Annotated in this window: 16 protein-coding genes; 10 read left to right on the top strand and 6 right to left on the bottom strand. The window is 60.2% G+C overall.

Features of this window, described 5'->3' with window-relative positions; all coding sequences use genetic code 11:
* Window positions 1-12 precede the first annotated feature (12 nt).
* The 3 genes from H8F21_RS19330 (at window position 13) to H8F21_RS19320 (ending at window position 1,100) form a co-directional block, all read left to right on the top strand.
* Window positions 13-237: a hypothetical protein gene (locus tag H8F21_RS19330; protein ID WP_203478472.1), complete on the top strand. Its 225-nt coding sequence runs from the start codon at window positions 13-15 to the stop codon at window positions 235-237.
* A gap of 70 nt (window positions 238-307) precedes the next feature.
* On the top strand, window positions 308-571 hold the full coding sequence (locus H8F21_RS19325) for a PepSY domain-containing protein (RefSeq protein WP_203478475.1): 264 nt from the start codon (window positions 308-310) through the stop codon (window positions 569-571).
* Window position 572: 1 nt separating this feature from the next.
* Complete coding sequence (locus H8F21_RS19320) at window positions 573-1,100, top strand: cytochrome b/b6 domain-containing protein (protein ID WP_203478477.1); 528 nt, start codon at window positions 573-575, stop codon at window positions 1,098-1,100.
* A gap of 1,192 nt (window positions 1,101-2,292) precedes the next feature.
* Here the strand turns inward: H8F21_RS19320 and H8F21_RS19315 are convergent.
* Both H8F21_RS19315 and H8F21_RS19310 read right to left on the bottom strand, forming a co-directional pair.
* Window positions 2,293-2,775 carry a copper chaperone PCu(A)C gene (locus tag H8F21_RS19315; RefSeq protein WP_408004400.1) on the bottom strand — a complete coding sequence of 161 codons (483 nt, stop codon included), beginning with the start codon at window positions 2,773-2,775 and terminating at the stop codon, window positions 2,293-2,295.
* Entirely contained in the window at window positions 2,775-3,386 is a 612-nt protein-coding gene (locus tag H8F21_RS19310; protein WP_203478480.1) for an SCO family protein, read from the bottom strand. Before H8F21_RS19310 ends, H8F21_RS19315 begins: the two co-directional genes overlap by 1 nt.
* 253 nt (window positions 3,387-3,639) lie before the next feature.
* Between H8F21_RS19310 and H8F21_RS19305 the strand changes: the two genes are divergently transcribed.
* Window positions 3,640-4,419 (top strand): TSUP family transporter, encoded by a 780-nt coding sequence (locus tag H8F21_RS19305; RefSeq protein WP_136475667.1) that lies wholly within the window; start codon window positions 3,640-3,642, stop codon window positions 4,417-4,419.
* Here H8F21_RS19305 and nudC read toward each other — a convergent pair.
* Window positions 4,387-5,217, bottom strand: coding sequence for an NAD(+) diphosphatase (nudC, locus tag H8F21_RS19300; RefSeq protein ID WP_203585160.1), 831 nt, complete (start codon window positions 5,215-5,217; stop codon window positions 4,387-4,389). The genes H8F21_RS19305 and nudC overlap by 33 nt on opposite strands.
* Window positions 5,218-5,250: 33 nt before the next feature.
* Window positions 5,251-6,063 (bottom strand): crotonase/enoyl-CoA hydratase family protein, encoded by an 813-nt coding sequence (locus H8F21_RS19295; protein ID WP_203478634.1) that lies wholly within the window; start codon window positions 6,061-6,063, stop codon window positions 5,251-5,253.
* Window positions 6,064-6,252: 189 nt separating this feature from the next.
* Here H8F21_RS19295 and nhaB point away from each other — a divergent pair, with 189 nt between their 5' ends.
* Window positions 6,253-7,755 carry a sodium/proton antiporter NhaB gene (gene nhaB, locus H8F21_RS19290; RefSeq protein ID WP_203478488.1) on the top strand — a complete coding sequence of 501 codons (1,503 nt, stop codon included), beginning with the start codon at window positions 6,253-6,255 and terminating at the stop codon, window positions 7,753-7,755.
* Between the two features lie 38 nt (window positions 7,756-7,793).
* Here the strand turns inward: nhaB and zwf are convergent, their stop codons facing one another.
* Together zwf and gnd are read right to left on the bottom strand one after the other, a co-directional pair.
* Window positions 7,794-9,293, bottom strand: coding sequence for a glucose-6-phosphate dehydrogenase (gene zwf, locus H8F21_RS19285; protein WP_203478489.1), 1,500 nt, complete (start codon window positions 9,291-9,293; stop codon window positions 7,794-7,796).
* A complete protein-coding gene (gnd, locus tag H8F21_RS19280; protein ID WP_203478490.1) occupies window positions 9,290-10,273 on the bottom strand; it encodes a phosphogluconate dehydrogenase (NAD(+)-dependent, decarboxylating) in 984 nt (327 codons plus the stop codon). The genes zwf and gnd overlap by 4 nt, the downstream gene beginning before the upstream one ends.
* 195 nt (window positions 10,274-10,468) lie before the next feature.
* On the opposite strand from gnd, the gene H8F21_RS19275 reads away from it, so the two are divergent.
* From H8F21_RS19275 to H8F21_RS19255, 5 genes are all read left to right on the top strand, one after another.
* Entirely contained in the window at window positions 10,469-10,636 is a 168-nt protein-coding gene (locus H8F21_RS19275) for a DUF6026 family protein (protein ID WP_203478491.1), read from the top strand.
* A gap of 522 nt (window positions 10,637-11,158) precedes the next feature.
* Complete coding sequence (glgA, locus tag H8F21_RS19270; RefSeq protein ID WP_203478492.1) at window positions 11,159-12,718, top strand: glycogen synthase GlgA; 1,560 nt, start codon at window positions 11,159-11,161, stop codon at window positions 12,716-12,718.
* Window positions 12,719-12,734: 16 nt separating this feature from the next.
* Window positions 12,735-14,513, top strand: coding sequence for a malto-oligosyltrehalose trehalohydrolase (gene treZ / locus H8F21_RS19265; RefSeq protein ID WP_328824513.1), 1,779 nt, complete (start codon window positions 12,735-12,737; stop codon window positions 14,511-14,513).
* A complete protein-coding gene (malQ, locus tag H8F21_RS19260; RefSeq protein ID WP_203478494.1) occupies window positions 14,506-16,575 on the top strand; it encodes a 4-alpha-glucanotransferase in 2,070 nt (689 codons plus the stop codon). The genes treZ and malQ overlap by 8 nt, the downstream gene beginning before the upstream one ends.
* Entirely contained in the window at window positions 16,572-19,340 is a 2,769-nt protein-coding gene (locus H8F21_RS19255; protein ID WP_203478495.1) for a malto-oligosyltrehalose synthase, read from the top strand. The genes malQ and H8F21_RS19255 overlap by 4 nt, the downstream gene beginning before the upstream one ends.
* Window positions 19,341-19,343 lie beyond the last annotated feature (3 nt).

The following is a 19,343-nucleotide window of genomic DNA, read 5'->3' as shown; positions in this document are numbered from 1 at the left end:
GAGGAATGAATCATGTCCGAAAAAGACATCACCACTCTGTTGACCTTGATCGATCATCGGCAAGCCACATTGGCCTCGGCCTGCAAGGAAATTGCCGACTGGATAGACCGCCAAGGTGACGTACCGGTCGCCGGCAGAATCCGCGCCAGCCTCAAGGCAGTGGAAGCTGACGAAGCACTGGTCAAAAAAACCCTGACCTCGCTGAGGGTCGACCGACCCCTTCCGCGTTTTCGCTGAACTGACGCCGTTACCGAGGCAGGCCCCATAGCTGTGCTGCCACGTGTTTTCATCATCACGAGGGCTTCTCATGCGTACTCTTCTGCTCGTTGCACTGCTGTTGTCCAGCCCGCTGGCGCTGGCCAAGACCGAGTGTTCCAAAGCTGACAAGGTCCAGTGGCAAGACCCGGACAACTTCCAGCAAGAGCTGAAAAAGCAGGGCTACGAGATCAAGAAGTTCAAGATCACCGATGGCAACTGTTACGAGATCTACGGCTGGAACAAAGACAAGCGCAAAGTCGAAATCTACTTCGATCCGGTCACTGGCAAAAAGGTGAAAGAAGAGATCGACTGAAGTGCACGACGAAACCCTGCGCCTATGGGACCCGCTGGTCAGATTCTGCCACTGGTCGCTGGTGCTGGCTTTCGTGGGCGGCTACTTCTTCACCGAAGAGGGTGACGGCTGGCACCGATGGCTGGGCTATTACGCGGTGGCCATCGTGCTGATGCGCACGATCTGGGGGTTTATCGGCACACCGGCCGCGCGCTGGCGGGACTTCTGGCCGACCCCGGCACGACTCAAATGGCACATGCATGCGCTGCTCAGCGGCGAAGACTACCATCGCCTGGGCCATTCACCGCTCGGTGCCCTGGTCATGGTGTTGATGCTGGCATTGATGCTGGGCTTGGGCGTTAGCGGCTTTCTGATGGAAGAAGTGGACTACTTCTGGGGCGAAGAACTGCCGCGCGATATCCACGAGTACATGGCCAACACCTTATTGGCGCTGGTGGGTGTGCATATCGCCGCTGCCGTGTTCGAAAGCCTGCGCATGAAGGAAAACCTGCCGCTGTCGATGATCACCGGCAGACGCCGCAAGTTGTAACCCTGCTTGCAAGTGAATGACGACCCATACAGCCAGGTGCAGCACCCGACTACGCAATACCTATACTCAGCCTACTGAAGGGACGATCCAGGGTGTCTGGGCGGGCGATGTACGAAGCGCCAGATCAACATCAAAAGCTGCACACCAGCGCCTCGCTGTTGCCGTTGCGGTGTTTCTACCTACACAAATCGTGCAGACGCCACAAATCGTCCCTTCAGCAGGCCGAATGGAGCCCTTGTGGAGTGGGGCGACGGCCCTTCGGCGCGGTCCCCGCGGGAGCAAGGGTGGAATGAGGGAACCCGGAGCGCAGCGTAGGGCCGGATGCAGGGACAAGGGGGTTTTGCCCACTTTTGCCCCGACAAAAGTGGGTCGCCGTAAAGGCGAAACCAGCCAGTAGCGCCACTGCATCAAATGGATATGCCCATCAACACACGAGCCACATTCCGGTACTCACTCGCGGTCGGCCAACTGTGTAGTGGGTGACCCATACAGCCAGGTGCTGATCCCTTGGCGTGGGCGGTTTCAAGTCACCTTTGCGCCATTACGGCGCATTCCTTTTGTCTTGGCAAAAGGAATCAAAACCGTCTGTCCCTGTATCCGGCCCTGCGCTGCGCTCCGGGTCCCTTCGCTCCGGCATTGCTCCCGTCGGGACCGCACCGAAGGGCCGTCCTGGCCCTACGGTGCTCGCAGGCCATCCATGGCCTGCACCCGACTACGCAATACCTACACTCTGCCTACTGAAGGGACGATCCAGGGTGTCTGAACTGGCGATGTACGAAAAACTAGATCAACATCAAAAGCGCCACACCAGCGCCTCGCTGTTGCCGTTGCCGTTGCCGTTGCCGTTGCCGTTGCCGTTGCTGTGCTTCTCCCTACACAAATCGTGCAGACGCCACAAATCGTCCCTTCAGCAGGCCGAATGGAACCCTTGCGTAGTGGGGCGACGGCCATGGATAGCCGGCGATAATGTGTCAACTATGTCTCCGTACACGTGTCCACCATGTGTCCAGTCCATACACCCCGACAAAAGTGGGTCGCCGTAAAGGCGAAACCAGCCAGTAGTGCCACCCCATCAAACGGATATGCCCATCGGAAACTTGAGCCACATTCCGGTACGTAGTCGCTGGCACAAAAAAGCCAGGCTACCGTCCTTGACAGCAGCCTGGCTTTCATAAGCCCCGTCGGCAGGCAATCAATGCATGTGGTCGTGACCGCCATGCATAGCTTCGGCGTTCAACGCACGAACCGGCGCCTGAATTTGGAGTGTCTGCTTCTGGCCCTTGGCATCTTCGACCACAAGCGTCAGCGGCACCTGCTCGCCTTCCTTGATCTGCTGCTTAAGCTTGATAAGCATGACGTGATAACCGTTCGGGTCCAGGCTCACAGCCTTGCCCGCCGGTAGATGGACGCTGTGCACCTGTTTCATGCCCATGACGTCGTTGTGCATGGTCATTTCGTGCACCTGAACAATTTCGGCCACTGGCGACTGCACATCCACCAGTTTGCTGTCGGTGCTGGCGGTCAACACCATGAAAGCACCGGTCGATTGCTGGTGCGCCACGGTTGCGCGAACCCAGGCGTCGGTGACGCTGGTTTCGGCCATGGCCGGCATTGCCAGGCCAATCAGGGCCAGGGCGGCCAAGGTGCGTTTGAAAGGTTGGGCTGGATAACGCATCAACATACCTCCATTACCGTGAGCAAATCTTCCGTACACTCTTTGGCGGTCAGTGAATGAGACAGTCCCAGGCGCAGTTGGCCACGGGAATCGAAGACGTAGCTGGTAGAGGTGTGCGAGATGGTGTAGGTGTCGCCACTGGGCACCTTCTCGTAGAACACACCGAATTCCTTGGCGGCGGCGGCAGTCTCTTCGAGCGTACCGGTCAGTGCCACGAAGGAAGGATCGAAAGCCTTGACGTAGGCATCGAGCACCTCTGGCGTGTCGCGCTCAGGGTCAAGGCTGATGAACACCACCTGCAGGAAACCGCCATCGCGGCCCATCATCTTCTTGATTTGCGCAGCACGCGCCAGCGTGGTGGGACACACGGCCGGACACTGGGTAAAGCCGAAGAACACCATTGGCATGGAGCCCCAGAAGCTCGACAACGTGCGCGGGTTACCTTGGGTGTCCTTGAGTTTGAACGAGCGACCAAGGATCTTGTTGCTCATGTCCTTGCCATATTTGAAGTCGAGCGCACCACCGGAGCGGGGGTCGCAACCTGCCAGAACACCAAGGCTCAGCAGGCTGATCCCGGCCATGACCTGGCGCCGGGTCAGTAAATCAGTCATGTAACCATCCTTTTGGGAGGGTGTTGTGCCTCATGGTCGAGGCCTGTCGAGATAGCGCGACATTTTGTCATGTTGGCCAGTCGGGGTTCCAGCCTCTATTGCCCCGTACGTCTGTATCCCTTTATTTTCGGGGTGCGGCCGGTTGTCGCAGAAGGTGGCAGGATCTGATTCCCTGACAGGCAGCCCCGATCTCCTTTAACATGCCGACCGTCAGGCGCAGCTCCTTCTGTGCCCAACCGATTAAGCCCATGCCATGCCTTTCGAACTTAGCGTAGATCTGACCACCCTCGCCATTCTCGCCGCCGTTGCCTTCGTTGCCGGATTCATCGATGCCATCGCCGGTGGCGGCGGTCTGCTGACCACCCCTGCCCTGCTCACCGCTGGTATGCCGCCGCATCTGGTGCTGGGCACCAACAAATTGAGCTCGACTTTCGGCTCGGCCACCGCCGGATTCACCTATTACCGCCGCAAGCTGTTTCACCCGGCGCAGTGGCGCCATGCATTGGCCGGCACCTTCGTCGGTGCATTGATCGGCGCTGTCGTTGCGCATTACCTTCCAGCCGAGTGGCTGAACAAGATGCTGCCGGTCATCGTGTTTCTCTGCGGGGTGTACCTGCTGTTCGGCGGCACGCCAAAAGCGCCGCTGGACGCCGATGTACCCGTGAAGAAGAAATGGCAGCTGCCCCAGGGGCTGACCCTGGGCTTCTATGATGGCGTTGCAGGTCCTGGCACCGGGGCGTTCTGGACCGTCAGCACGCTGCTGCTCTACCCCATCGACCTGGTGAAAGCCAGTGGCGTGGCGCGCAGCATGAACTTCGTCAGTAACGCTGCGGCCTTGTCGGTGTTCATCTTTTCCGGTCAGGTCGACTGGCTGGTGGGCTTGTCGATGGGCTCGGCGCTGATGGTCGGGGCTTTCTTCGGCGCGCGTACCGCCATCAGCGGCGGCAGCAAGTTCATTCGCCCGGTATTCATTACCGTGGTACTGGCCCTGACCGTGCGCCTAGCGTGGCAACACTGGTTCGGGCAGGCCTAAGCGGCGCGCCACATACAGATCGATCAGGTAACGGGCAATCGAGCGCCCCGCTGGCAACGGCGGTAGCGCATCGACCCGGAACCACTGCGCATCTTCAATCTCGTCCGCCTGCATGACGATCTCGCCGCCAGCATATTCGGCATGAAAGCCGAGCATCATCGAGTGCGGGAACGGCCAGCATTGGCTGCCCACGTACTCAATGTTCTGCACCTCGATGGCCACTTCTTCGCGCACCTCGCGCACCAGGCAGTCCTCGGCCGACTCGCCGGGTTCGGCAAAACCTGCCAGGGTGCTGTAGACCCCGGTGACAAATCGTGGTGAACGGGCCAGGAGAATTTCGTCGCCAAGGGTGATGAGCACGATCATGCTCGGCGAGATACGCGGATAGCTGCGCAGGTCGCAAGGCTGGCAATACATTGCCCGCTCCAGATGAACCTGGGTCATGGCTTGACCACAGCTGCCGCAAAAGCGATGTTCACGGGCCCAGGTGCCGATCTGCGCGGCATAACCGAGGATTTTATAGGTGTCGAAGTCACCCTCGAGCATGAACTGGCGCAGCCCGCGCCAACTGCAGCCGGCGACCGTCTGGGCGCTGTTGAGTTCGAGCAGGTAAACCGGTTGGCCATCGAAATGGCCGATACCGTGCTCGAACGCTACATCGAGTTCTTGACGCTTGAGCCAGTCGCGCGCAAACAGCGCACCGTTGTCATCAACCAGGAAACCCTCGCGACAGCGAGCGACTGCCCAGCCGCCTGCGAGGTTCGTATCCAGTACTGCGGTGGTCCAACGCACAGCCATGTTCCGGTTCCTTGCGCGGGCCCGCCGCTGCAATCAGTCGGCGAACTCGGGTTTCTGTTTGCTCATATGGGCAGCCATGGCTACCCGCAGATCGGCGGATTGCAACATGGCAGCGTTCCAGGTGGCAATGTACTCCAGGCCATCGTCGATGCGGTGGTCGCGCATATAGCTGAGCATTTCCTTGGTGCCGGCCACGGCAATCGGTGATTTTCCCGCAATTTCAGCGGCAATGGCAAAGACTCCTTCAAGCAGCGTCGCATGATCATCGTAGACGCGATTGACCAGGCCGATACGCATGGCTTCGTCGGCCTCGACCGTGCGGCCGGTATAGGCCAGCTCACGCATGATGCCATCGCCAATGATGCGCGGCAGACGCTGCAAGGTGCCGACGTCGGCAGCCATACCCATATCGATTTCCTTGATCGAGAACTGCGCGTCCTGGCTGCAGTAACGCATATCGCAGGCCGAAACCAGATCGATGGCGCCACCAATGCAGTAACCCTGGATCGCTGCCAACACGGGCTTGCGGCAGTTGTCCACGGCGTTGAACGAGGCCTGCATGCGCAGGATCGTGCGGCGCAGCAATCGGGCATTGCGCCCCACGTCCTTGCCCAGCTCATTGGCCACCGACGCCAGCATCATCAGGTCGATGCCAGAAGAGAAGTGCTTGCCTGCCCCGCTGATCACCACCGCACGCACCGCGTCGGTTTCATCGATCCACTTGAAAACTTCGACGATCTCACTCCAGAACGCCGCGTTCATGGCGTTGTACTTTTCCGGGCGGTTGATCTGCACGTGGGCGATGCTGTTCCTTAGCTCGACCTTGAATGCCTGAAATTCGGTCAGTTCTACTTCGAGTGCCTGGTAGTCGCTCACAATTGCATTCCTTGAGAGGGGCTGGATCAATTTGCCGACTATATCAAGGCTGGCAACGGGACCGAGGCAGCGCTTGTGCCAAAACCGGGACTTTTACCTTGATCTGGCGGCCTGTATCCGGCACTTTGCGCTCCTGTAGAATTATTAGGATACATTTTCATGTCCCGCTCTCTGGCCGGCGCCCTGGCCCACAACTTCCTTGGGCAGTCGCCCCGCTGGTACAAAGCCACCTTGTGCCTGTTCCTGATCCTTAACCCGCTGCTGCTATTTACCCTGGGGCCAGTCGTCACCGGCTGGGCGCTGGTGATCGAGTTCATCTTCACCCTGGGTATGGCGCTCAAGTGCTATCCACTGATGCCCGGCGGTTTGCTGGTGATAGAAGCGTTGATACTGGGCATGAGTACGCCCGAGGCGCTCTACAACGAGTTACTGCACAACTTTCCGGTGATCCTGCTGTTGATGTTCATGGTCGCCGGTATCTACTTCATGAAGGATCTGCTGCTGTTTCTGTTCTCGCGGATTCTGCTTGGGGTGCGCTCCAAAGCAGTCCTGGCCTTACTGTTCTGCTTTCTCTCGGCCTTCCTGTCGGCCTTCCTCGATGCGCTGACCGTTACCGCAGTGATCATCAGCGCAGCTGTCGGCTTCTACTCGGTCTATCACCGGGTGGCCTCGGGGTTCAATCCGCGGGAAGAGTCGAACCTGGACAGCGACCATGACATCGCCCAAATACAACGCGACGACCTCCAGCAGTTTCGCGCCTTCCTGCGCAGCCTGCTGATGCATGGTGCAGTTGGCACCGCCCTGGGTGGGGTTTGCACGCTGGTGGGCGAGCCGCAGAACCTGCTGATCGGCCATGAAATGGGCTGGCACTTTGCGGACTTCTTCCTCAAGGTCGCGCCGGTGTCGCTGCCGGTGCTGGTCGCGGGCCTGGTGACCTGCGTATTGCTGGAAAAGCTGCGTTGGTTCGGCTACGGCACCCTGCTGCCCGATAGCGTGCGCCAGGTGTTAGCCCGCTACGCGGCCGAAGACGACGCCCAGCGCACCACACAACAACGCGCAGCCCTGTGGGTGCAAGGCCTGGCTGCGCTGATCCTGATTGTCGGCCTGGGTTTGCACATCGCTGAAGTGGGCTTGATTGGCTTGTTGGTGATCGTCTTGATCACGGCGTTCACCGGCATCACCGATGAACATCGACTGGGCCGTGCCTTCCAGGACGCCATGCCGTTTACCGCGTTGCTGGTGGTGTTCTTTGCCGTGGTTGCGGTGATTCATGATCAGCAGTTGTTTACACCGCTGATCCAGTGGGTGCTGGCGCTACCGACCGAACAGCAACCGGGCATGCTGTTCATTGCCAATGGCCTGCTGTCGGCAATCAGCGACAACGTGTTCGTCGCGACCATTTACATCACCGAAGTCAAACAGGCGTTTCTTGACGGTCACATGACCCGCGAGCACTTCGAAACCCTGGCGGTGGCCATTAACACCGGCACCAACCTGCCAAGCGTCGCCACGCCCAATGGCCAGGCCGCCTTCCTGTTCCTCTTGACCTCAGCGATTGCTCCCCTGATTCGCCTGTCGTACGGGCGGATGGTGTGGATGGCACTGCCGTACACCGTGGTCATGGGTGGCCTGGGTTGGTGGGCAGTCACTTACTGGCTGTAACAGCCCCACCGCAACGCTCAGGCCGATGGGAGCGAGATTCAACCGATCGGATGCCATACCCGTCGATCCCGACTCAGCAGTTCGTCAGCTGCAGCCGGGCCATCCTCGCCAGCCGCATAGGGCTGCACCTCGCCACCCTGCTTCCAGGCATCGAGAAACGGCTGCACCGCACGCCAGCCGTTCTCGATGTTGTCGGCACGTTGAAACAGGGTTTGATCCCCGGTCAGGCAGTCGTAGATCAAGGTTTCATAGCCTGTGGAAGGCTGCATCTTGAAGAAGTCCTTGTAGGCAAACCCCAGCTCGATGTTCTCCATCGCCAGTGCCGGCCCCGGACGCTTGGCCTGCAAGTCGAACCACATGCCTTCGTTGGGCTGGATCTGTATACGCAGATAATTGGGCTGCAGGCGCTCGACCTCGGTGTCGCGAAACTGAGCGTAAGGCGCCGGCTTGAAGCAAATGGCGATTTCCGTATCGCGCACGCTCATGCGCTTGCCTGTACGCAGGTAGAACGGCACGCCGACCCAGCGCCAGTTGTCGATCATCACCTTCAAGGCCACGAAGGTTTCTGTCTCACTCTGCGCATCGACCCGCGGCTCTTCGCGGTAACCGGGAACCTTTTTGCGCCCTTGCTTGCCTGCGGTGTATTGGCCACGCACTGAGTTCTTCAGTGCCATGGTCTTCGACCAGGGCCGGATAGCCCCTATCACCTTGGCTTTTTCGCTGCGCACTGCATCTGCACCGAAAGCCGCTGGTGGTTCCATGGCAACCATGGCCAGGAGTTGAAACAGATGGTTGGGGACCATGTCGCGCAAGGCCCCGGTGCTGTCGTAAAAGCCGCCACGGCTTTCCACACCAACGGTTTCGGCAGCGGTAATCTGTACGTGATCGATGTAATGATTGTTCCAGAAGGCTTCGAAAATACCGTTGGAGAAGCGGCTGACAAGGATGTTCTGCACTGTCTCCTTACCCAGGTAATGGTCAATGCGGTAGATCTGCTTTTCACTCATGACCTTGAGCAAACACGCATTGAGCGCCTCAGCGCTGGCCAGGTCCGAGCCGAAAGGTTTTTCCACCACCACCCGGCGAAAGCCCTCGCTTTCATCAAGCAGCCCAGCGGCGCCAAGACGCTGCACCACCTCGCTGAAAAAGCGTGGGGACGTCGCGAGGTAAAACACCGCATTGGCACTGGGGTTGTTTTCGATACGGCGGGCGATGGCCTGATAGGTCGCCTCGTCGAGAAAGTCGCCTGTCTGGTAGCCAATACGCTTGGCCAGACGGCTCCAGAGCTTTTCATCCAGGCAGGGGGCATCCGGGCTGGCCTTGTCGCGTTCCAGCATGAAGGCTTGCAGGCGCTGGGCGAATTCCGTGTCGCTGGCAGCATTGTGATCAACCCCGACGATTCGCAGGTTTTTATCCAGCAAGCCATCGCGACTGAGGTTGTAGAGCGCCGGCATGAGCAAACGCTTTACCAGGTCGCCATTGGCGCCAAACAGGAACAAGGTGCACGGCGGTGCCGCGTCGATAGGTGTATTGCTCATTCGACTTTTTTCTCGACGTGACCACCGAATCCGAAACGCATCGCCGACAGCATGCGGTCGGCGTAGGTGCCTTGTTGCTGGCGCGAGCGAAAGCGTGCAAACAGGGCACTGGACAACACCGGCACAGGCACCGCCTGCTCGACGGCCGCATCAATGGTCCAGCGTCCCTCGCCACTGTCGGCGACAGCGCCGCTGTAGCCACCCAACTGCGGATCGGCCACCAGCGCATCGGCGGTCAGGTCCAGCAACCATGAGGTCACCACGCTGCCGCGTCGCCATACTTCAGCGATTTCGGCCACATCCAGGTCAAAGCGCTGTTCGACCGGCAAGGCCTCGCTGGCTTTACTCTTGAGAATATCGAAACCCTCGGCATAGGCCTGCATCAGACCGTACTCAATGCCGTTATGGATCATCTTCACATAATGCCCGGCGCCTGCCGGACCTGCATGGATATAACCCTGTTCAGCACGCCCGGCCGGACCGCTGCGACCCCGCGTGCGGGGTATGCTGCCAACGCCGGGGGCCAGTGTGGCGAACAGCGGATCAAGGCGTTCGAGCACCGCTTTCTCACCACCGATCATCATGCAATAGCCCCGCTCCAGCCCCCAGACCCCGCCCGAGGTGCCAACATCGACATAATGCAGCTGACGCTTGGCCAGCTCCGTGGCGCGGCGGATGTCATCCTTGTAGAACGTGTTGCCACCATCGATGATCACATCGTCGGCATCGAGGATGTCCGCCAGTTGGCTGATGGTCTGCTCGGTCGCCTCGCCAGCGGGGAGCATCACCCACACCGCGCGGGGTTTTTCCAGCTTCGCGACCAGTGCGCCCAGGTCATGCGCGCCGTTCGCGCCTTCGCCCACCAAGGTCTTGACCGCGCTGTGATCGCGGTCATGCACCACCATACGGTGGCCCTCACGCATCAAGCGCCGTGCAATGTTACCGCCCATGCGGCCCAGCCCCACGATTCCCAGTTGCATGTGCCGATGCTCCATATTGATGAAAACGAACGTTCAAGCCTTGAAGATTAGTCCAGCCTTGGGCTGCTGGGTTCAGCGACGAACGGCAAGACAGCGCCGAACAAAAAAGTTCCCATGACAGCAAAAAGAATTCAGAATCCCGCCCCGTCGAGCGGCTACGCTTGTAACAGTAATCAGCCATTCGCGAGGTGTGTAATGGGAACCCTTCTACCGAAAATGCCGCCGCAAACCCTCTATGTGACCGTTCACAGAGATGAATTGCGCCGTTTGCGCGAAGAACGCGACCAGTTGCTGCAGCAAGTTGCGCAACTGAATCAGAAATTACAGCAAACCCAGGCAGATCACCCCGCTACACATGCTTGAGCCGCTTGTGATCGGCCTGTTCCATAGCCTTTGACAGGCCCAATTGCAGGAACAACTGTGCTGCGTGGGAGTTGGTATTGCCGGCTCCCACTAACGACAATGGCCCCCACCAAACATTAAGTAACACTCCCCTCCCATCCCGAAATTGCAACACAAAAGGCTTACGCCTGCGCGTCAGACGCACAAAGGCTAGCAAAGTGACCAGCGGGTCACATTATCCGCGTTATCTCTCCTACACTCAGTATTCGGCCACGAGATTGTCCGGAAAAGTCGATTAAAAAAAGTAGAACTTTCCGATTTGGCCGTAGGTCAGCAATAGAAGTAGGCCATCGTTTCTGGAAAACCAGACGCAGCCCAGCCACCCCTGATAGTCACCACGTTGTCGGCATGACTGCCACTACGCGTTGCGCTTGTGCGCACGATTTCGGGCGAAGGACCGCATTCAGCAATACCACACACAGAGAGAGCGTTAGCAAACACAACAACGGGTGACCACACCCGCACATAGGGACGGAAAGAAGTATGATCAGTGCCGCTGTCGAACCTCATGTAGAACATTTCACTCCGGATAACCGTGCGTCGCTGACCACGGACTTCAACACGACAGCCAAGGCACCTGGCGGCGACTCCCGGCACAACCCGAACAAGCGCAAAGTTTTGTTCGTCACTTCGGAAATCGCTGATCTGGTCAAGACCGGCGGCCTGGGTGACGTGTCTGCCGCCCTGCCGCGGGCGATGCGACATCTTCATGATGTGCGTGTACTCATCCCCGGCTACCCCCAGGTGCTGGAGAGCGACAACCCCATTCACCTGGTCGGCGAACTGGGCGGCCATGCAGCCTTGCCGCCCTGCAAGATCGGGCGCATGGATTTGACCGACGGCCTGGTCATCTATGTGCTGATCTGCCCTGAGCTATATCAGCGCGAAGGCACCCCCTATGGAGCCAACAACGGCCGCGACTGGCCGGACAACCACATCCGTTTTGCCCGCCTGGGCCTGGCCGCCGCCGAGATTGCCGCAGGTGAGGGGATGGTCCACTGGAAGCCCGATCTGGTTCACGCTCATGACTGGCCAGCGGGCCTGGCGCCCGCCTACATGCATTGGCGCGGCTTGCAGACACCGACGTTGTTCACCATCCACAACCTGGCCTACCAAGGTGTGGTCAGCCGCGCCTGCTGCCCGGAATTGGCAATCCCCGACCATGCCCTGCAACAAGAAGGCATGGAGTTCTATGGCAAACTGTCGTTCCTCAAGGCGGGTCTTGCCTATTCCAGCCACATCACCACTGTAAGCGCCACCTATGCGCGGGAAATCACCACGCCGGACTTCGGCTGCGGCCTCGATGGCTTTCTTGGCAGCAAGGCCCAGCAAGGCCTGCTCAGTGGCATCCCCAACGGCATCGATGAAAGCTGGGATTCGGCCAGCGACCCGCATCTGGATCACCCCTTCAGCCTCAACGACTGGGACGGCAAGGCCGTCAATAGCCAACAGGTACGCGACCTTTTCGAGCTCAAGCCTTCCAGCGGCCCGTTGTTCGCCGTGGTTTCCCGGCTGGTGTACCAGAAGGGCCTGGACCTGACTCTGGGCGTCGCCGACTACATTGTCAGCCAGGGCGGCCAGATCGCGATCATCGGGCGCGGTGAGCCGGAAGAAGAACAAGCCATGCGCGAACTGGCCCTGCGCTATCCCGGTCAGGTCGGTGTGCGCATCGGCTTCAACGAAACCGATGCCCGGCGCATGTTTGCCGGCAGTGACTTCTTGTTGATGCCATCACGTTACGAACCCTGCGGCCTGAGCCAGATGTATGCGCAGCGCTTCGGATCGCTTCCGGTGGCACGCAATACCGGCGGCCTGGCGGACACCATTCAAAACGGTGTTACCGGTTTTCTGTTCGATGAGTCCACGGTTGAAAGCTATCGCGAGGCCATCAGCCGGGCCTTCTATGTCTATGGCAAAAAAGATTTGCTTGGCGCTATGCGCTGCCTGGCCATGACCCAGCCATTCAACTGGTGCCAGGCGGTGGAACCCTATGCGCGGCTGTATGAGGAGTTGGTGGAGCGGGCTTTAGTAGCTGGACGCTAAGTGCGAGGTGGCACTCATGCCCTTAAGGTCAGATCAGTTTGCGACCCACGGGGCCGTAATGCTTGATAACGAAACAGTACGCTTTGCGTTGTGGGCACCCGATGCCCACAGCGTCGAGGTGTGCCTGGACACCGGTCAGCGCTTGCCCTTGCAGCGCGGAACTGAAGGATGGTTCCGCGCGCGCTGGCCTGCGGTGCCCGGCACCCTGTACCAATTTTGCATCAATGGTGATCAACAGGTTGCCGACCCCGCCTCGCGCTTCCAGCCCGAGGGCGTGCATGGCCCAAGCCAAGTGATCGACCCCGCGGCGTATGGCTGGAAACATAAACATTGGCAGGGCCGCCCGTGGCATGAGGCGGTGATTTACGAAATACACGTCGGCCTGGCAGGAGGCTACAGCGGCGTAATCGAACAGCTGCCGCGCCTGGCAGCATTGGGGGTGACGGCCATCGAACTGATGCCGATCGCCCAATTCCCCGGTGAGCGCAACTGGGGCTATGACGGGGTTCTGCCCTTTGCCCCGCAGCACACCTACGGTACGCCTGAACAACTGTGCCAATTGATCGATCAGGCCCATGCTCATGGCCTAATGGTATTGCTGGACGTGGTTTACAACCACTTCGGCCCAGACGGCAACTACCTCAATCACTATGCAAGCGAGTTCTTTCGCCAGGACCGCCACACGCCCTGGGGAGCTGCCATTGATTTTCGTCGCCGCCAGGTGCGCGACTTCTACATTGAAAATGCCTTGATGTGGCTGCACGACTACCGCTTCGATGGCTTGCGCCTGGATGCCGTCCACGCCATCGATGATCCGGATTTCCTACGGGTATTCAGCCAGCGTGTGCGCCATACCATCCCTGCCGACAGACACGTGTGGCTGGTCCTGGAGAATGAACACAACCAGGCGAGCCTGCTGGAGAAGGACTTCGACGGGCAGTGGAACGACGACGGCCACAACGCCTTGCATGTACTGCTGACCGGCGAAGATGAGGGCTACTATGCCGACTATTGCCAGGCTACCTTGCCCAAGCTGGCCAGATGCCTGGGCCAGGGTTTCGTCTTTCAGGGTGAACCGGATCGCAACGGGCGCCTGCGCGGCGAACCCAGTGCTCACCTACCCCCTCGGGCCTTCGTGCTGTTCTTGCAGAACCACGACCAGGTAGGCAATCGCGCCAAAGGCGAGCGCCTCACCCAGCTCTGTTCGCCCCAGGCATTGCGCGCCGCCACAACCTTGCTGTTGCTGTCACCCATGGTACCGCTGCTGTTCATGGGCGAAGAATGGCAGAGCGAACAACCCTTCTTGTTCTTTACCGATCACCATGACGAGTTGGCCGATGCCGTACGGGAAGGCCGACGTGCAGAGTTCGCTGGTTTCCAAGCCTTTACCCACCCTGAACAACGGGCGACCATCCCCGATCCCAACGCCTTGGATACGTTTGCGGCCTCTGTGCTTAGTATTCCCGATGAAGTCCAATCCGGCGGGCAAGCGTTCTACCAACAGCTGTTGCACTTGCGCCACCAGCACCTCACCCCGCACCTGCCTGGCTGTCGCGCCCTCGGTGCCGAGGTCATCGCCGAGAAAGCACTCACGGCCTCATGGCAGTTGGCTGATAAACGCATATTGCGCATCGACATGAATCTGGGCAGCACCGCCGTCCCGTACACAGTGCCCGCCGCGCGCACCCATCTTTTCTGCAGTGCAGCCGATGCGCTGGTCGGCGATGAATTGCCGCCCTACAGCACCTTGGTGAGCCTGCTACCCCCTCAAACCTCGGAGCCTGCCCATGAGTGATGCACATCTGCAGCAACTGGCGCTGTTGGCCGGTATTTCTGTGGAGTGGATTGACGCCAACGGCCGCCAGCAACGCGTCAGCGACAGCGCCTTGCGCCGGGTACTGGCCGGATTGGGCCATCCAGCGAAAGATGACGTGCAGATAGCCACCAGCCTGCAAGCGCTCAAGACTGCCCACGATAGCCGGCACTTGCCACCATTGTTTACCGTAGATGTGCAGCAGGAACTCGACCTGTCGGCCTTTTTCCCCGTGGGCAGTCCCTGCCGGATCCATCTGGAGGACGGCAGCGAGCAACAACTGCAACTGAATGATCGTAGTGCGCTGCCAGCCGGGTTGCCAATTGGCTATCACCAGGTGCACATCAGCGAACAACACTTTTGCCTGGCGGTGGCTCCCACCCGCGCCTTCGGCCTTGACGATGCCCTGGACACTCCCACGCCGCGCTGCTGGGGCATCAGTGCCCAGCTCTACAGCCTGCGCCGCGAAGGTGACGGTGGGTTCGGCGATTGCCTGGCGCTCGAAGCGCTGGCGCGCAGTGCCGCCGAGCGTGGTGCTGACGCATTGGCGATCAGCCCGATGCATGCCATGTTCGCCAGTGACAGCCATCGCTACAGCCCCTACTCGCCTTCAAGTCGCTTGTTTCTGAACAGCTTGTACGCAAGCCCCTCGGCGATTCTGGGCGAGCGAGTGGTGCGTCTTGCCGTGGAAACCCTGGGCCTGGAAGACAAGCTGCAAGCGCTCGAACAACTGAACCTGATCGACTGGCCCGAAGCGACTGCCAGCCGCTACCAGGTGCTGCGTTGCCTGTACGAAGACTTCATCGATGGTGACCATCCGCTGCGCGTCGACTTCGACAGCTACCGAACGCAGGCCGGCGATGCCTTGGAGCAACACTGCCGGTTCGAGGCGCTGCAGCTCGAAGCCAAGGCACGCGGGCTTGACCCCGACTGGCGTCAATGGCCTGAAGCCTGGCATGACCCACACAGCCCGGAGGTGGCGGCGTTCGCCGCGCAACATCCAGAGCAGATCCAGTTTCACGCCTTCTGCCAATGGTTGATCGAGCGCTGCCTGCAACGCGCCCAGGATGCCGCCCGCAGCAACGGCATGGCCATCGGCCTGATCGCTGACCTGGCGGTGGGTGCCGATGGTGCCGGCAGTCAAGCCTGGAGCCGTCAGGATGAGCTATTGGCCGGACTCAACGTCGGCGCCCCGCCAGACATTCTCAATCGCTTGGGGCAAAACTGGGGGATCTGCGCGTTCTCACCCGAAGGCCTGCGGCGCAATGGCTACCGCGCGTTCATTGAAATGCTGCGGGCCAACTTTGCCCATGCCGGCGGCTTGCGCATCGACCATGTCATGGGTCTGCAGCGCCTATGGCTGATTCCCCTGGGCGCCCACGCCAGCGAAGGGGCCTACCTGAATTATCCGCTCGACGATCTGCTACGCCTGCTGTGCCTGGAGTCCGTGCGCCACCAGGCCATTGTCCTCGGCGAAGACCTGGGCACGGTGCCTGAAGGCCTGCGTGAGAAGCTCGCTGAGCGGGCAATTCTCGGGATGCGTGTGTTGCAGTTCGAGCAAGAGCCACCCGGCCACTTCACGCCCATTCTGGACTGGCCGGACAACGCCCTGGCGACCACCAGCACCCACGATCTGCCACCCTTGGCCGGCTGGTTGCAAGCCCGTGACATTGACTGGAGCCAACGCCTTTCGCTGATCGATGCCGACACCGAACGCCAATGGCGGATCACCCGCGAACACGAGCGCCAGGGCTTGCAGAAAATCCTTGAGAACAACTACGCCGTGCAGGCAGACGACGAGGCCAGGATCGACGCCTGCATCCGCTTCCTGGGGCATACCCGGGCGCCGCTGGTGCTGCTGCCTCTGGAAGACCTGCTGGGTATCGACGAGCAGCCCAATCTGCCAGGCACCATCGACACACACCCCAACTGGCGGCGGCGCCTTGCCCAGCCGGCCAGCGACCTACTGGACGATACCGACGCCGCTCGCCGCCTGGAGCTACTGGCCCAGGCCCGCGAGCAAGCCTGGGAGCGCGACCTTTGAAAGCTTTGAATGCCACCTTGCGCCTGCAGTTTCATGCCGGTTTCACCCTCGACGATGCGCTGCCACTGGTGCCCTACTTCGCCCGTCTGGGGATCAGCCATTTGTATGCCTCACCGTTGCTCAGCGCCCGCCCCGGTTCAATGCATGGCTATGACGTAATCGACCCTGCCCACGTCAACCCGGAGCTGGGAGGCGAAGCCGCGCTGGTCAGGCTGGTTTCAGCGTTGCGCCAGCATGGCATGGGACTGATCCTCGACATTGTCTCCAACCACATGGCCGTGGGCTGCGAGAACCCCTGGTGGCAGGACCTGCTGACCTGGGGGCGACGCAGCCGCTATGGCGGCTTTTTCGACGTGCAGTGGCACTCCTCCGACCCCTTGCTGCAAGGCCAGTTGCTACTACCCTTTTTAGCCAACGATTACGGTACAACCCTGCATGACGCAGAGATCCCTCTGCGCTACCAGGCACATGACGGCAGCTTTTATATCAGCCACCACGAACACCGTTTTCCCATCAGCCCGACCGATTACGGACAAATCCTGTGCCTGAGTGAAAACACTGCGTTGCAAGGCCTGGGCATGCGTTTCGCTGCCTTGCACAGTGCAACCCAGGCCGCCGACAAGGCCGTGCTGTTGCGCCAGGAGCTGGTAGCGATTGCCGACCCGGTGCACATCGAGCAGTTACTCACGGCATTCGATGGCCGCACCGCCGCGGGTGCCGAACGCCTGCACGGTCTGCTCGAACATCAGGCCTATCGACTGGCCAGCTGGCGTACCGCCGCCGATGACATCAATTGGCGGCGCTTCTTCGATGTCAATGAACTGGCCGGCCTGCGGGTGGAGCGCAACGAAGTGTTCGAAGCCACCCATCAGAAAATCTTCGACCTGATCCGCGCAGGTCTGGTCGACGGCCTGCGTATCGACCATATCGATGGCCTGGCCGATCCGCGCAGCTACTGCCGCAAACTGCGGCGCCGGGTTGATGCATTGCTGGCCGAACGACCGCTGAGTGCAGCCTTGGAACACCTGCCGATCTACGTCGAGAAGATTCTCGGCGCCGGCGAACAGTTGCACCGTGACTGGGGGGTGGATGGCACCACCGGTTATGAGTTCATGAACCAGATCAGCCTGCTGCAACATGACCCCGCAGGTGAAGCGATCCTCAGTGAAGCCTGGAGCACCCTCAGCGAACGTCCAGCGTTCAGTGAAGAAGTGCGCCTGGCCCGCCAGCAAGTGCTCAACGCCGGCCTTGCCGGTGATTTTGAGTCTGTCGCCCAGGCGCTGTTGCAAGTGGCCCGCGACGACCTGATGAGCCGCGACCTGACCCTGGGTGCCATTCGGCGGGTGCTTCAGGCGCTGGTCGAGCACTACCCGGTGTATCGCACTTACCTGCATGCCGGTGGCCGTTGGCAACAGGATGCGCCGTTCTTTGACCACGCTGTGGCTGGGGCCCGGCAAAGCCTGGGCGAAGGCGACTGGCCGGTGCTCGACTACCTGCAATACTGGCTCGGCGGACAGCCCTGGCGCAGCCTGCCGCCAGGGCGGAGGCGCAAACACTTGCGCCACGCCTGCATTCGTTTTCAGCAATTGACTGCGCCGACCGCCGCCAAAGCGGTTGAAGACACCGCGTTCTATCGTTCGGCCCTGCTGCTTTCGCGCAATGATGTCGGCTTTGACGCCGAGCGTTTCAGCGCCCCAGCGCATGCCTTTCACCAGGCCTGTGAACAGCGTTTACAGCAGTTCCCGCACAACCTGTTGTGTACGGCCACCCATGATCACAAGCGCGGTGAAGACCAGCGCGCACGCCTGGCGGTGTTAAGCGAGCGCAGCAGATGGTTTGTAAGTCGTGTGGAGCACTGGCGCGAACTCGCTGCACCGCTGCGCAGCAACCTTGCCGACGGCATCGCCCCGGAGCCTGGTGATGAGTGGATGCTTTACCAAACCCTGCTTGGCAGTTGGCCGTTAGAGCTGGACGAAGGCGACGCTCTGGCAGTGCAAGCCTACGTGGAGCGCTTGCAGCAATGGCAACGCAAAGCCTTGCGCGAAGCCAAGCTGCGCAGCAGCTGGAACGCACCGAACGAGGACTATGAAAAAGCGTGCCTGAGCTTCATCCAGAATCTGCTACTGGCCCCGGAAAACCAGCAACTGCGCCACTCACTGGCCCAGGCCACGCAGTCGATAGCCTGCGCCGGGGCGGTCAACAGCCTGGGGCAATGCCTGCTGCGCATGACCGTTCCCGGAGTGCCCGACTTGTACCAGGGCAATGAGTTCTGGGACTTCAGCCTGGTCGATCCCGATAACCGTCGCCCGGTGGATTACCACGCGCGCCGCCAGGCCCTGGATGAAAGCACCAGCATGGCGCAGTTACTCCAGCAATGGCGCGGCGGCCAGGTCAAGCAAGCGCTGATCAACCAGGTGCTGGAGCGACGCCAACAGTACCAGGCGCTGTTTGCCCAAGGCCGCTACCTGCCGCTGCAAGTACAAGGTAGACACGCCGAGCAGGTATTGGCGTTCGCCCGAGTAAGCGATGAAGCCCAAGCGATAGTCGTGGTGCCGCGCCTGGCCTGTGGCTTGCTTGGTGATACCCCGATCCCGTTGATCCCGGCACAGAACTGGGACGACACCCGGCTGATTTTGCCGTTTGCCCTGTCACCTGCCAATTGCTCGGGACTTTTTGCCAGCAGTGCAGTCACAGCCTCAAGGGAGCTGTTACTCAGCGTTGTACTCAAGGAGTTCCCGGTCAACCTGTTGATTAATCATACCTAAACC

The organism is Pseudomonas arcuscaelestis (assembly GCF_016881005.1).
GTDB classification, from domain to species: domain Bacteria; phylum Pseudomonadota; class Gammaproteobacteria; order Pseudomonadales; family Pseudomonadaceae; genus Aquipseudomonas; species Aquipseudomonas arcuscaelestis.
The sequence above is the reverse complement of the archived record's forward strand: the minus strand, read 5'-3'. Positions and strand labels throughout refer to the sequence as shown.